The following is a 13084-nucleotide window of genomic DNA, read 5'->3' on the forward strand; positions in this document are numbered from 1 at the left end:
CTAGATCGGCTCCTCGTCCGCCGGGTAGCGGCTGGCGGTCAGGCTTTCCTTGATCTTGCGCAGGTGTGGCTGGAAATCCACGCCGCGGCGCAGGGTCACCCCGGTGGCGAGCACGTCGAGCACGGTGAGCTGAATGATGCGCGAGGTCATCGGCATGTAGATGTCGGTGTCCTCCGGCAGCGGAATGTCCAGGCTCAGGGTGCTGGCCTTGGCCAGCGGCGAGCCGGCGGCGGTCAGGCCGAGCACCGAGCCGCCGTTCTCCCGCGCCAGGCGTGCCACCTCCACCAGTTCGCGGGTGCGCCCGGTATAGGAAATGATCACGAACAGATCACCGGTGTGCGCCACCGAGGCGATCATGCGCTGCATCAGCACGTCGGAATGCGCCGACACTGCCAGGTTGAAGCGAAAGAACTTGTGCTGCGCGTCGAGCGCCACCGAGGCCGAGGCGCCGAGGCCGAAGAAATGGATCTGCCGCGCCTGGATCAGCAGGTCGACCGCACGGCTGACGTGCTGCGGGTCAAGGCTCTGGCAGGCGCTGTCCAGCGAGGCGATGGTGCTGCCGAAGATCTTGCGGGTGTAGGCCTCGGGGCCGTCGTCCGCCGATACCGCGCGGCTGACGTAGGCGGCGCCGCTGGCCAGGCTCTGTGCCAGTTGCATCTTCAGTTCCGGGTAGCCGTTGGCGCCGAACGAGCGGCAGAAACGGTTGACCGTCGGCTCACTGACGGCGGCGGCCTGGGCCAGCGCGGCGATGCTGAAGCGCGTGGCCTGCTGCGGATCATGCAGGATCACTTCGGCGACCTTGCGTTCGGCCTTGTTCAGGTCGTCCAGGCGGCTCTGGATTTGTTCCAGCAGGTTGCGCACGCGATCCATAGGGAGCTCCTAACAGGCGGTTGAACGGGCTTGGCAGCAGGGCAATGGCTAGCTGTGATCTCTCAGTAGGTTGTTCATCCGGGGCATTCCCGGAATTCTGGAAGCGCGACCAACACAGCCTTCCAGGAGCCCCGGATGAACCTGCATAAACATGCCCGTCTTACCCCGCGAGGTCGAGCCCTTCTCGTGCAGCGCATGCTCAACGGTCTGCGAGTCGAAGATGCGGCACAAGCCGCTGGCGTCAGTGTGCGTACAGCCTACAAGTGGCTCAAACGCTTTCGTGAGGAAGGTGAGATTGGCCTGATGGATCGTTCATCACGTCCGCACTCATGCCCCCATGCCACGGCAATCGCTCTGGTCGAGCAACTGATCGAGCTACGTCGCTCTCGCAAGACTTACCGGCAGATCGCTCAGATACTCGGCCTGGCCGTCAGTACCGTGGCCCGCCGCCTCAAGCAGGCCGGCTTTCATCGGCTGGCTGAGCTGGAACCCGCTCCTGTGGTGGTGCGTTATGAATACGCCAATCCTGGCGATCTCCTGCACTTGGACATCAAGAAGCTTGGCCGCTTCTGGAAACCCGGGCATCGAGTCACTGGCGACCGTCAGCAGTGCTCCGACGGCGCCGGCTGGGAGTTCATGCACGTGGCTATCGACGATGCGTCCCGACTGGCGTTCACCAGCCTGCATCCAGATGAGCGCGGCAGCAGCGCCTGCCGGGCCTTGCTGCAAGCACTGCGCTACTACCGCGGGCTGAACATCTGCTTTCGGCGCGTCATGACAGACAACGGCGCCTGTTATCGGTCCCGGGCGTTTCAACGGTTGTGTGCTCGACTCAGGCTGAAACACATCCGTACCAAGCCCTATACGCCACGCACCAACGGTAAGGCCGAGCGCTTCATCCAAACGAGCCTGCGTGAATGGGCCTATGCCCGTAGCTACGACACTTCACAGCAGCGAGCAGCGCACCTGCTGCCCTGGCTGCATCACTACAACTGGCACCGACTGCACGCCAGCCTCGGATACCTGCCCCCGATCAGCAGAGCACCGCTTCCACTGAACAACGTACTGGGTTTACACAGCTAGCCAAACGGCCGGCCTATCCTACTGATGCCGCCTGTGACTCACCACTGCTTATCCGGATAATGGAAAAATGTTGTTGTTATTACAACATTTGTTCTTGATTTAACCGCTGTTACACGGTATTTCTAGCGCATCTTGATAGAAGAACAAACATCATGGCCGCGATAAAGCTCGAATCCTGTACCTTTGCCCTGTTCGGCGCCCTCGGCGATCTGGCTCTGCGCAAGCTGTTTCCCGCGCTTTACCAGCTCGATCGCGCCGGTTTACTGCACGACGACTCCCGCATCCTCGCCTTGGCCCGCGAAGCCGGCGAGCCACAGCGCCATCTGACCGCCATCGAGCAGGCCCTGCGCCTGTACGTGCCGGCCAAGGAGCTGGAGGAGGGCGCGCTGGCGCGTTTCCAGGCGCGCCTGCACTACCTGACCATGGATTTTCTTCAGGCCGAGGACTACCTGGCCCTGGCCGAGCTGGCCGGCGCACAGGACCAGCTGGTCGCCTACTTCGCCACCCCGGCATCGGTGTATGGCGGCATCTGCGCCAACCTGGCCGCCGTCGGGCTGGCCGAGGGCACGCGGGTGGTGCTGGAGAAACCGATCGGCCACGACCTGGCATCCTCGCGTGCGGTCAACGACGCGGTGGCGCGGGTGTTCCCGGAGAACCGCGTCTATCGCATCGACCATTACTTGGGCAAGGAGACGGTGCAGAACCTGATTGCCCTGCGTTTTGCCAACAGCCTGTTCGAAACCCAGTGGAACCAGAACCACATCTCCCACGTGGAAATCACCGTGGCCGAGAAGGTCGGTATCGAGGGCCGCTGGGGCTACTTCGATCAGGCCGGGCAACTGCGCGACATGATCCAGAACCACCTGCTGCAGCTGCTCTGCCTGATCGCCATGGACCCGCCCAGCGACCTCTCCGCCGACAGCATCCGTGACGAGAAGGTCAAGGTGCTCAAGGCGCTGGAGCCGATCAGCGTCGAGCAGCTCGGCCAGCGCGTGGTGCGTGGCCAGTACGTCGCTGGCAGCAGCGATGGACGGCCGGTACCGGGCTATCTGGAGGAAGAGAACTCCAATACCCAGAGCGACACCGAAACCTTCGTCGCCCTGCGTGCCGACATCCGCAACTGGCGCTGGGCCGGCGTGCCCTTCTACCTGCGCACCGGCAAGCGCATGCCGCAGAAGCTGTCGCAGATCGTCATTCACTTCAAGGCGCCGCCGCACTACATCTTCGCCCCGGAGCAGCGCCAGCTGATCGGCAACAAGCTGATCATCCGCCTGCAGCCGGACGAGGGCATCGCCCTGCAGGTGCTGACCAAGGACCAGGGGCTGGACAAGGGCATGCAGCTGCGCAGCGGCCCGCTGCAGCTGAGCTTCTCCGACACCTATCGCAGCGCCCGCATCCCCGACGCCTACGAGCGGTTGCTGCTGGAGGTGATGCGCGGCAACCAGAACCTGTTCGTACGCAAGGACGAGATCGAGTATGCCTGGCAGTGGTGCGATCAGCTGATCGACGGCTGGCAGCGTCTGGGCGAAGCGCCGAAACCCTACACGGCAGGCAGCTGGGGGCCGATGGCCTCGGTGGCGCTGATCACTCGCGACGGGAGGAGCTGGTATGGCGATCTCTGATCTCGACCTGCCGCCGGGCGTCAGCGCCCGCAGCCACGCCGCGGCCGAGCAACTGGCCGACGCCCTGGCCCTGCGCGTGGCCGAGGCGCTGCGCCAGGCCATCGACAGCCGCGGCAGCGCCACCCTGGTGGTGTCCGGCGGGCGCAGCCCGGTGGCCTTCTTCGAGGCCCTGGCGCAGCAGGCGCTGCCCTGGGCGCAGGTGCTGGTCAGCCTGGCCGACGAGCGTTGGGTGCCGGTCAATCACGCCGGCAGCAACGAGGCGCTGGTGCGCCGTCATCTGCTGCGTGGCGCGGCCTCCGAGGCGAAGTTCCTCGGCCTGTACCGGGTTGCCGGCAGCCTGGAGCAGGCGGCGGAGCTGGCCGATGCGGCCTTTGCCGAATTGCCGCCGATCGACGTGCTGGTGCTCGGCATGGGTGACGACGGCCACACCGCCTCGCTGTTCCCGGACAGTCCCAATCTCGACCAGGCGCTGCGCGCCGACTGCCCGCGCCGGGTGCTGCCGATGCAGGCGCCGAGCCAGCCGGCGCAGCGCCTGACCCTGACCCTGCCGGTACTGGCCCGTGCGCGCCTGCCGCTGCTGGCGATCCAGGGCCAGGCGAAACTGAACACACTGAGCGCGGCGCTGCTGCCGGGTGAGATCGCCGAGCTGCCGATCCGCGCTTTCCTGCATTCCCCTCTCGAAATTCATTGGTGCCCCTGACATGACCAGCCTCGACCAAGACCAGCGCGCGCGCATGGCCGAAAAAATCGCCGAGATCGACCGCATTTGCGCGCAGGCGCGGATCATGCCGGTGATCACCATTGCCCGTGAGACGGACATCCTGCCGCTGGCCGACGCCCTGGCCGCCGGCGGCCTGCGCGTGCTGGAAGTGACCCTGCGCTCTGAGCACGGTCTGGAAGGGATTCGCCGCCTGCGTGCCGAGCGTCCTGAACTGTGTGTCGGCGCCGGCACCGTGCTGGACGAGGACATGCTGGCCGCCGCCACGGATGCTGGGGCGCAGTTCATCGTCACCCCGGGCAGCACCCGCGAGCTGCTGCTGGCCGCCCTGGACAGCCCGGTGCCGCTGCTACCGGGGGTGAGCAGCGCCTCCGAGCTGATGATCGGCTACGCCCTCGGCTACCGCCGCTTCAAGCTGTTCCCGGCCGAGGTCTGCGGCGGCGTCGCCGCGCTCAAGGCGCTGGCCGGCCCGTTCGGCGGCGTGCGTTTCTGCCCCACCGGCGGCATCACCCCGGACAACCTGCAGCGCTACATGGCCCAGCCCAACGTGATGTGCGTCGGTGGCACCTGGATGTTCCAGCGCGAATGGGTCGAGCAGGGCGACTGGGCGCGTATCCGGCAGTGCAGCGCCGAGGCCTTGCAGCTGCTGGATTGATAGGGCCGCAGCGCGGACTCGACCGGCAATGGTCGATTTCATGCGCCGTCCGCCGGCTCTGTTGGTGCGCACGGCGCACCCTACGGGATGGCGGCAAACCCGTAGGGTGCGCTGTGCGCACCACCAATTACTTGGACTCCTCCCATGACTAGCTTTCCGCTCCGCCAGCCGCTGCTGCTGGGCATGATGCGCCTGCTCGACTATCCCGAGCTGGCCGCGCCGCAGGCGCTGCTCGGTTTTGTCGAGCGCTGCGTGGAGCGCGGGCTGAACGGTTTCGATCACGCCGATATCTACGGCCTGGGCGAGTGCGAGGCGCGCTTCGGCGCCGCCCTGCGCCTGCGTCCGGCGCTGCGCCAGCGCCTGCAGCTGATCAGCAAGGCCGACATAGTGCCGGCGGCGCAGGACGTCTCGCGCTGGCGGGTCAAGCACTACGACAGCAGCGCCCGCTACCTGACCCAGGCGGTGGAGGCCTCGCTGCAGCGCCTGGGCGTCGAGCGGCTGGACGGCTTCCTGCTGCATCGGCCCGATCCGCTGCTGCAGCTGGACGAGGTGACGCGGGCGCTGCAGGCGCTGGTCGCGGTCGGCAAGGTCGGCTGGCTCGGCCTGTCCAATGCCGAGCCGCTGCACTGGCAGGTGCTCGGCCGCGAGCTGCCGCTGCGCTGCAACCAGATCGAGCTGTCGCTCGCCGCCCAGCAGGCGGTGTGGGACGGTCGTCTGCAGGCGCTGCAGGCCGACGGTCTGCAGGTGCTGGCCTGGTCGCCGCTGGCCGGAGGCCGTTTCGCCCCGGCGCTGCAGCAGGAATTGGAGGAAGTAGCCGCGGCGCTGCAGGCGACGCCAATGCAGGTCGCCCTGGCCTGGCTGCGCCGTTTGCCGGGTCAGCCGCTGCCGATTCTCGGCAGCCTGCGCGAGACGCGCATCGACGAGGCCCTGGCCGGCGCCGAACTGCAACTGGATGCGCCGACCTGGTTCCATCTCAGCGAGGCGGCGCGCGGCATGCGCGCGCCCTGAGCGGCTAGGCGCGATGCCGCGGCAGCCCCAGCGAGATCAGCGCGGCGGCCAGCACGAAGGCGCTCGACAGCCACAGGCAGGCCGCCAGGCCCCAGTTCTGGAACACCCAGCCGGAGAGCAGGGTGCCGAGCAATCGGCCGAGGGCGTTGGGCATGTAGTAGAAGCCGACGTCCAGCGACACGCCGTCTTCCTGGGCGTAGCTGACGATTAGGTAGCTGTGCAGCGAGGAGTTGACCGCGAACAGCACGCCGAACGCCAGCAGTCCGCCGATCAGCACCGTCTGCGCCGGTAGTGCGCTGCCCAGGCCGAGGGCGATGGCCGCCGGCAGGCCGGCCAGTAGCGCGGCCCAGACGAAAGCGGCGCGGCCGTCCGGCACCTGGCCGCTGCGCTTGCCGGTGATCGCCGGGGCCAGGCTCTGGACGATGCCATAGCCGATGATCCAGACGGCGAGGAAGCCGCCGACCCACCAGAAGTCCCAGCCGAACACAGTGGCCAGGTACACCGGCAGGGCCACCACGAACCACAGGTCGCGCGCGCCGAACAGAAACAGGCGGGCGGCCGAGAGGATATTGATCGCCCGGCTCTTGGACAGCAGGTCGCGGAACTTGGGTTTGGCCTTGGCCTTGCCCAGGTCCTTCTTCAGCAGCGCCAGGCTGGCCAGCCAGATGGCGCCGAGCGCCAGGGCCATGGCCAGCACCGCGCCGGCGAAGCCGAGCAGGCCGAGCAGGGCGCCGCCAAGGAAGAAGCCGACGCCCTTGAGCGCGTTCTTCGAGCCGGTCAGCAGCGCCACCCAGCGATACAGCGTGCCTTGCCGGCTGTCCGGCACCAGCAGCTTGATCGCGCTTTTGGCGCTCATCTTGTTGAGATCCTTGGCGATGCCGGACAGTGCCTGCGCGCCCATTACCCAGGGCACCGTGAGCATGGCCGCCGGCACCGTCAGCATCAGCAGGGCGAGCACCTGCAGCGCCAGCCCCAGGTTCATGGTGCGGTTCAGGCCGATGCGTGCACCGAGCCAGCCGCCCAGCAGGTTGGTGACGACGCCGAAGATCTCGTAGAACAGGAACAACGCGGCGATGGCCAGCGGCGTATAGCCCAGGCTGTGGAAGTGCAGCACCACCAGCATGCGCAGCGCGCCGTCGGTGAGGGTGAAGGCCCAGTAGTTGCCGGTGACCAGCAGGTACTGGCGCACTTCGGGGGTGAGCCGGGCGAGGGCGTGCATAAGGTTATCCAGTAGGGTGTCGCGGGGCCGCCTAGGCTGTGCGCAACGTTAAGGAACATGGCCTGTGTGAGCGGCTGGGCGGCATTTCGCGTTAGCCGCGACTTGTGGCGCTCCGGTCGCGGCTAAAGCCCCTCCCACAAGAGCAGAGTCAGCTGGCCTGCCCGACCATGCGCGCCAGCTCCACGGCGCGGTTGGCGTAGCCCCATTCGTTGTCGTACCAGGCGTAGATCTTCACCTGGGTGCCGCCCACCACCAGGGTCGACAGCGCATCGACGATGGACGAGCGCGGGTCGCTGCGGTAGTCGATGGACACCAGCGGCCGCTCCTCGTAACCGAGAATGCCGGCCAGCGGGCCTGCGGCGGCGGCCTTGAGTAGGGCGTTGACCTCCTCGGCGCTGGTCGCGCGCTCGACCTCGAACACGCAGTCGGTCAGCGAGGCATTGGCCAGCGGCACGCGCACCGCGTGGCCGTCGAGCTTGCCGCGCAGTTCGGGAAAGATCTCGGCGATCGCCATGGCCGAGCCGGTGGTGGTGGGGATCAGGCTCATGCCGCTGGCCCGCGCCCGGCGCAGATCCTTGTGTGGCGTATCGAGGATGCTCTGGGTATTGGTCAGGTCGTGGATGGTGGTGATCGAGCCGTGGCGGATGCGCAGGTTTTCGTGGATCACCTTGACCACCGGGGCCAGGCAGTTGGTGGTGCAGGACGCCGCGGTGACGATGCGGTGCACGGCCGGGTCGAACAGCTGCTGGTTGACCCCCATCACCACGTTCAGTGCGCCGGGCTCCTTGACCGGCGCGCAGACCACCACGCGCTTCACGCCCTGATCCAGATAGCCCTGCAGCACGGCGACGCTCTTCATCTTGCCGCTGGCTTCGAGCACCAGATCGCAATCGCTCCAGTCGGTATCGGCGATGGCCTTGTTCGCGGTGACGGCGATGCGTTGGCCGCCGACTACCACGCAGTCGCCGTCGCTGCCGGCCTCGTGCCGCCAGCGGCCGTGCACCGAGTCGAAGTTGAGCAGGTGGGCGTGGGTCGCGGCGTCGCCGGCCGGGTCGTTGATCCGCACGAACTCGAGTTCCGGCCAGTCCCAGGCGGCGCGCAGGGCCAGGCGGCCGATGCGGCCGAATCCGTTGATACCGACTTTGATGCTCATGGCGTTGGCCTCGTTAGGCAGGTGGAAAGGTTCAGCAGCAGGCTGCGCTGCGTTGCGGGCGCTCGCCCATGGCCGCCAGGCGCTTGCTGTCCGGGTTCAGCCAGTGGCGATTGGCTGCGAGCGTGGTCTCGAGCACGGCGATCACCCAGTCCGGCAGGTGCGGATGCAGGCGGTAGTAGACCCACTGACCCTGGCGCCGGTCGGCCAGCAGGCCGCCGCTGCGCAGCTGGGCCAGGTGGCGCGAGACCTTGGGTTGGCTCTCGCCGATGGCGCAGGTCAGCTCGCAGACGCACAGCTCCTCCTCGCGGGCGATCAGCAGCATCAGGCGCACCCGGGTGTCGTCGGCCAGGCACTTGAACACGGTGGTGGGGTGAGCAGTTCGGCCATGACGGCGTCCGCGGGTTGAATGTCGGGCCATAACATATGCGGGTATCCGTATATTTGAAACCCGCCGATATCCCCCGCAATCGGCGTGGGCTGGATCAGCCGTGCCGAAGGTAGACAAGCCGGAATATTCGAAAGAGAAGATGCAACGAGTGACACCATACCGGCGCGTCTGGGGAGGCAGCCGCAGGCATTGCTCAGCCGCTAATAGAGCGCGATTGCGGCGCACGAGCGCAGGCTGTGCCATACGCACCAGCAGAGCCGGCAGCCTTGAACCCGGCCCGGGATCGCCAAAAAAAAGAGCGGCCGAGGCCGCCCGAATTTCCCTGGAGGGGATTGGAGAGTGGGGTCGCTCAGGACGGCCCCGCCGCGGAGTCGGCAGTCGGGTAGTGGCGACGGCGCCAGGCCTGCACCTCGCCGGCGGCGCGCAGGCGTTGGGCGATCTCTTCCAGGGTGGCGGCGATCGGCTTCTCGCCCTTTAACATGGCGCCCAGACGAGAGTTGAACAGAGCCCAGAAGCGCTTCATCTCCGGGATGTCCGGCATGATCTCGCCGCTGGCGGCGGACTCGTAGGTGTGTTCGATCAGCGGGTCGTGGCGCAGCTCGGCCATGACCTCGTGGTTGGCCACCGCGCCCAGCGGTTTGTCGGCGTTGAGGCTGTGCAGGCCCTCGGCGCTGCTCAGGTAGTTCTCGACAAAGCGCTGTGCCTGCGTCTTGTGCGGGCTGTTGGCGTTGATCGCGGCGGCGAGGATGCCGACGAAGGGCCTGCCCCGGCGCGCGTCGTCGATGCCCGGTACATAGTCGATGGCGAAGTCGAGTCCGGCGTCGCGCAGCTCGTTCCACACCCAGGGGCCGTTGACGATCATGGCGATGCGGCCCTGCTTGAAGCCGTCCAGAGCGCTGGCGTAATCGTCGCCGGGTTCTAGCACGCCGTCGTCGAGCAGTTGCTTGAGCGCTTGCATGCCGGTGATGGCGCCAGGGGTGGCGACGCCGACATCGGCCAGGTCGTAGATGCCGCTCTGCTTGTGCAGGCTGTAGCCGCCGGCACCGGCGATGATCGGCCAGGAGAAGTACAGGTTGTTGTAGTCCCAGGCGATGGCGCGCTTGCCCTGCGTGCGCAGGCGCCGGTCCAGTGCGGTGACCTCGGCGAGGCTGCGCGGCGCGCTGGCAACCAACTCGCGGTTGTAGAGCAGGCTGACCACCTCGGTGGCCAGGGGATAGCCGAAACGCTGGGTACCCACGGTCAGCGCTTCCCAGGCGAAGCCGGGGGCGCGCTGCAGGGCCTCTGCGCTGGGCTGGAGCGGCTCGAGCAGGCCGTTGTTGATCCACGAGCCGAAGCGATCATGGGCGAAGATGACGATATCCGGGCCCTTGGTGGTGGCGGCGAACTTGTCGTACTGGACGGCGAGGTCGTCCGGGGTGGCGACCCTGACCGGCATGCCGCTGTCGGCGGTGAAGCGCTGGCCGATCTCGGCGAGGCCGTTGAAGCCCTTGTCCTGGCCGATCCAGACGGTCAGCACGTTCTTCTCGAAGGCCAGGGCTGGCCAGGGGGCGGTGCACAGCAGAATCAGTGTCGCGAGCCTTATTGTTGTTCTCATATCGACCTCTGGTTGGGCGGTCAGTCGTCAAGCCTGCCCGCCTCTGTAGGAGCCGCGCCCCGCGGCGAATGCGCGGGACGGCAACCCGGAGCCAGCACAGCTTCGCCCCGGGGCGGGGCTCCTACGGCTGCGGCGGTGGCGCCGGCCAGGTCACCCCGGGGCGATCGTTTCAGCGGATCTGGATACGTTCGAGCAGGTAGGCCTTGGCGCTGTCGTCGCCGACCCGGCCCGCTTCGTCGGCCAGGCGCAGGGCGCGCTCCAGATCCTTGCCGGCGAGGGCGGCGTCGATGCCCTGGCGGTAGTAGGCCTGGGTCTCCGGCAGCACGGCCGGGGCCGGTACGCTGGGTAGCTGGTTGCCCATCTCGCGGCCGATGCTGAACGGCGGCACGTAGCTGTTGGCCTGCTGGCCGGCCACTTGGTCCTCGATCAGCACCATCTTGATCACCCCCACCGGCGCATGCTGGGCCACCGGGTCGGGAATGTTCGGCGCCTCGTTGCCGAGGGCGCGGGCGAAGGCCTTGGCCGGGTGCTCGATGACGGTCTGGCCGCGCATCTGCGCCTCGCTGGTGTAGAGCACCAGGTAGTGTTCGTTGCCGGGGTTGTCCGGGTACAGGCGGTCGACGCGCAGGCGCGCGTCCAGGCTGTCGCCCTTGAAGCCGGAAGCCGGGGCGTAGACGAAATCCTCGGTGCCGAGCAGGCGGGTGACGCGGAACCGGCTGTCGAGCAGCATGGCGTTGGGCGCCAGCACCGTGTCGCCGGCCTGGCTGTACAGGCGGATCTCGAAGGACTTGCTGGAGGCCGGCAGCTGGAAGGCGCGGAAAAAACTCTTGCCGCTGTCGAAGGCGAAGGCGGGCGCGCTGGTGTCGATGCGCACCTCGCCGCTGAAGTTCACCGGGATCGGCTGGTAGGGCAGCTCGCGCAGCGAGGCGCAGCAGGATGACGCGGCGGCCAGGGCCTGTTCGGCGCTGCCGGCGGAGGTCTGCAGGGGCGCCGGGCTGGCGCTCAGGGCATCGATGCGGCGTAGCGGTTCGCTGGCGCAGCCGGTTAACAGAACGGTGAGTAGCGCGAGGCTGGCGATCTTGAACGGTGGCATGGGTTATTCCTCTTTTTATGTCACGCCTGGTAAAAGGCCCCGGCCTATTGCAGAACCGGGGCAAGGACCACAGGAGCAGCGTTACGGTATTGCCGGGCAGCCGGATGCAACGGATGCCCGAGCGCTTACCACCAGGCCTCGGCCTGGACGCCGAAGGTGAGGCCGTCGTCGTCGCCGGCGTCGATGGACTCGCTGGCGGCGTTGTACTTTCCGCCGTCCCACATGGCGTAGGTGGCGAACACACGGATCTGCGGACGTGCCCAGAAGCTGCGGCCGGCCGACCACTGCTGGGCCAGGGTGACTTTCTTCAGGTCGCGGGACTTCTCGCCCTTGGCCTGCGGGTCGATATGGTCGTAGCCGAACTCCAGCGCGGTGCTCATGGTGTTGGTCCACTTGTACACTGGGCGCACGCCGAACGAGGTCCAGGTCTGCCCCGAGTCGTTGTCGAAGTCCTTATCCTCGTAGATCTGCACGTACATCATCTCGATGTCGTCGGTCAGGCCGACTACGCCCTGGTTGACCAGACGGAACATCTTGCCGTCGCTGTTGCCGGTGCTGTTGCGCCCGGTGCTGCCGATGATGCCGTCGGTGCCGTACTGCAGGGCGAGCTTGTTGAAGCCGCCGAACCAGTTGCCCTGGATGTGCTGTACGGTGACCAGATGACCCTTCTGGTTGGTGTAGCCGGGGTCCTTCTCCTGGAGGTCGCTCAGGTTGGCCTTGCCGTAGTCGTAGCCGAGCTCCAGCTTGGCGTCGGTGTTGAAGTCGATGTCGGTCAGGCGCAGGTCGAGGGTGTCGTTGGCCACGTTGGTACCGGTGCCGGTGCCTTCGTAGACGTAGTCGCCATCGTTGTTGCGCATCCAGGCCACGTGCGCCTTGGCGAAGCCCAGGTCGATGTCCTCGATACCGGCGCCGGGGCCGGAGACGTCCCAGTAGTAGTAATCGTTGATGTGCACGTCGTTGCGCTTGTAGTAGCGCTTGCCGGCCCACAGGGTGGCGCCGGGCAGGGCGGGCAGGAAGTTCTTGGCCTGCACGTTGAACTGGCGGATCGAGCTGGTGCCGTTGTTGAAGGCGCTGCCGCTGTCGCTGTCGGTGGCCTCCCAGTCGTTCGCCTGGTCCGACTTGTAGGCGATCATGCTGTCGATATAGAAGCTCTGCTCGCCTTCCTTCCATACCTCATGGCCGAGACCGATCTCGGCATAGGTCTCGCATTCGTTGCCGAGGCGGTACTTGGCCGGTGCGCCGGCCGCCTGGAAGCAGGCCTGGTCGCCGCCGCCGGCGGTGGCACCGATGCCGGAACGCATGTAGCCATGGAAGTCCAGGGCCAGGGCCGGGGTGGCCAGCAGCATGGCGGCGAACAGGGCGCTGGGACGCAGCAGCTGGGCGGGTTGCTTGGTATTCATCGTGGGTCCTTCTTTCTTGTTGGATTCGGTGTCGGACTGACTGGGCGCGACAGGGCAGGCAGTCGGCCCGGTGGCGCTTCGGGCAAGAGTCGGGCAAGGCAAGGCGCCACCACATCCTCCCCGGGGCGCTTTTTTCCAGGCGGAGCGGCGGGGCGTAGCGCGGCGCCAGGGGGGATGGCGCAAGCGTGGCTGCCCTACGCCTGCGCTCTACGCCGCCAGAAACTGCGCGGGGGAGGTTTGGCGGCGCGGCCAGGCGCGGCAGGCTGCCGTGATCGGGTCGC

General features: G+C 67.1%; 12 protein-coding genes. 5 read left to right on the forward strand and 7 right to left on the reverse strand.

The genetic code is table 11. The features are described from left to right. Positions 1-870, reverse strand: a complete 870-nt coding sequence (locus JLK41_RS13035) for a MurR/RpiR family transcriptional regulator (protein WP_425321820.1) — start codon at positions 868-870, stop codon at positions 1-3. A gap of 135 nt (positions 871-1005) precedes the next feature. Between JLK41_RS13035 and JLK41_RS13040 the strand changes: the two genes are divergently transcribed. The 5 genes from JLK41_RS13040 to JLK41_RS13060 all read left to right on the forward strand — a co-directional run bounded on the left by JLK41_RS13040 (position 1006) and on the right by JLK41_RS13060 (position 5956). Continuing rightward, the gene (locus JLK41_RS13040) at positions 1006-1953 is read left to right on the forward strand and encodes an IS481 family transposase (protein ID WP_210389071.1); all 948 of its coding nucleotides are present in this window, start codon (positions 1006-1008) and stop codon (positions 1951-1953) included. Positions 1954-2105: 152 nt separating this feature from the next. After that, on the forward strand, positions 2106-3575 hold the full coding sequence (zwf, locus tag JLK41_RS13045) for a glucose-6-phosphate dehydrogenase (protein ID WP_210389072.1): 1470 nt from the start codon (positions 2106-2108) through the stop codon (positions 3573-3575). Next, positions 3562-4275, forward strand: a complete 714-nt coding sequence (gene pgl, locus JLK41_RS13050) for a 6-phosphogluconolactonase (protein WP_210389073.1) — start codon at positions 3562-3564, stop codon at positions 4273-4275. Before zwf ends, pgl begins: the two co-directional genes overlap by 14 nt. A 1-nt stretch (position 4276) precedes the next feature. Continuing rightward, positions 4277-4948, forward strand: coding sequence for a bifunctional 4-hydroxy-2-oxoglutarate aldolase/2-dehydro-3-deoxy-phosphogluconate aldolase (locus JLK41_RS13055; RefSeq protein ID WP_210389074.1), 672 nt, complete (start codon positions 4277-4279; stop codon positions 4946-4948). A gap of 144 nt (positions 4949-5092) precedes the next feature. After that, complete coding sequence (locus JLK41_RS13060; protein WP_210389075.1) at positions 5093-5956, forward strand: aldo/keto reductase; 864 nt, start codon at positions 5093-5095, stop codon at positions 5954-5956. A 4-nt stretch (positions 5957-5960) separates the two neighbouring features. On the opposite strand, the gene arsJ is transcribed toward JLK41_RS13060, so the two are convergent. The 6 genes from arsJ to JLK41_RS13090 form a co-directional block, all read right to left on the reverse strand. After that, positions 5961-7175 carry an organoarsenical effux MFS transporter ArsJ gene (gene arsJ, locus JLK41_RS13065; protein ID WP_210389076.1) on the reverse strand — a complete coding sequence of 405 codons (1215 nt, stop codon included), beginning with the start codon at positions 7173-7175 and terminating at the stop codon, positions 5961-5963. Positions 7176-7323: 148 nt separating this feature from the next. Beyond that, positions 7324-8328, reverse strand: coding sequence for an ArsJ-associated glyceraldehyde-3-phosphate dehydrogenase (locus JLK41_RS13070; RefSeq protein ID WP_210389077.1), 1005 nt, complete (start codon positions 8326-8328; stop codon positions 7324-7326). A gap of 31 nt (positions 8329-8359) precedes the next feature. Then, a complete protein-coding gene (locus JLK41_RS13075) occupies positions 8360-8746 on the reverse strand; it encodes a metalloregulator ArsR/SmtB family transcription factor (RefSeq protein ID WP_210389078.1) in 387 nt (128 codons plus the stop codon). A 319-nt stretch (positions 8747-9065) separates the two neighbouring features. Beyond that, on the reverse strand, positions 9066-10310 hold the full coding sequence (malE, locus tag JLK41_RS13080; RefSeq protein ID WP_210389079.1) for a maltose/maltodextrin ABC transporter substrate-binding protein MalE: 1245 nt from the start codon (positions 10308-10310) through the stop codon (positions 9066-9068). 169 nt (positions 10311-10479) lie between these two features. Next, complete coding sequence (locus tag JLK41_RS13085) at positions 10480-11403, reverse strand: MalM family protein (protein ID WP_210389080.1); 924 nt, start codon at positions 11401-11403, stop codon at positions 10480-10482. A 125-nt stretch (positions 11404-11528) separates the two neighbouring features. Next, entirely contained in the window at positions 11529-12803 is a 1275-nt protein-coding gene (locus JLK41_RS13090; protein WP_210389081.1) for a maltoporin, read from the reverse strand. Positions 12804-13084 lie beyond the last annotated feature (281 nt).

Origin of the sequence: Ectopseudomonas khazarica (assembly GCF_017915135.1) — a bacterium.
Taxonomy (GTDB): Bacteria; Pseudomonadota; Gammaproteobacteria; order Pseudomonadales; family Pseudomonadaceae; genus Aquipseudomonas; species Aquipseudomonas khazarica.

Coding starts and splice junctions, on each gene's coding strand:
- JLK41_RS13090 (WP_210389081.1), bottom strand. CDS start 12,803: ATGAATACCAAGCAACCCGCCCAGCTGCTGCGTCCCAGCGCCCTGTTC.
- JLK41_RS13075 (WP_210389078.1), bottom strand. CDS start 8,746: ATGGCCCGACATTCAACCCGCGGACGCCGTCATGGCCGAACTGCTCAC.
- zwf (WP_210389072.1), top strand. CDS start 2,106: ATGGCCGCGATAAAGCTCGAATCCTGTACCTTTGCCCTGTTCGGCGCC.
- JLK41_RS13070 (WP_210389077.1), bottom strand. CDS start 8,328: ATGAGCATCAAAGTCGGTATCAACGGATTCGGCCGCATCGGCCGCCTG.
- pgl (WP_210389073.1), top strand. CDS start 3,562: ATGGCGATCTCTGATCTCGACCTGCCGCCGGGCGTCAGCGCCCGCAGC.
- JLK41_RS13055 (WP_210389074.1), top strand. CDS start 4,277: ATGACCAGCCTCGACCAAGACCAGCGCGCGCGCATGGCCGAAAAAATC.
- JLK41_RS13060 (WP_210389075.1), top strand. CDS start 5,093: ATGACTAGCTTTCCGCTCCGCCAGCCGCTGCTGCTGGGCATGATGCGC.
- malE (WP_210389079.1), bottom strand. CDS start 10,310: ATGAGAACAACAATAAGGCTCGCGACACTGATTCTGCTGTGCACCGCC.
- arsJ (WP_210389076.1), bottom strand. CDS start 7,175: ATGCACGCCCTCGCCCGGCTCACCCCCGAAGTGCGCCAGTACCTGCTG.
- JLK41_RS13040 (WP_210389071.1), top strand. CDS start 1,006: ATGAACCTGCATAAACATGCCCGTCTTACCCCGCGAGGTCGAGCCCTT.
- JLK41_RS13085 (WP_210389080.1), bottom strand. CDS start 11,403: ATGCCACCGTTCAAGATCGCCAGCCTCGCGCTACTCACCGTTCTGTTA.
- JLK41_RS13035 (WP_425321820.1), bottom strand. CDS start 870: ATGGATCGCGTGCGCAACCTGCTGGAACAAATCCAGAGCCGCCTGGAC.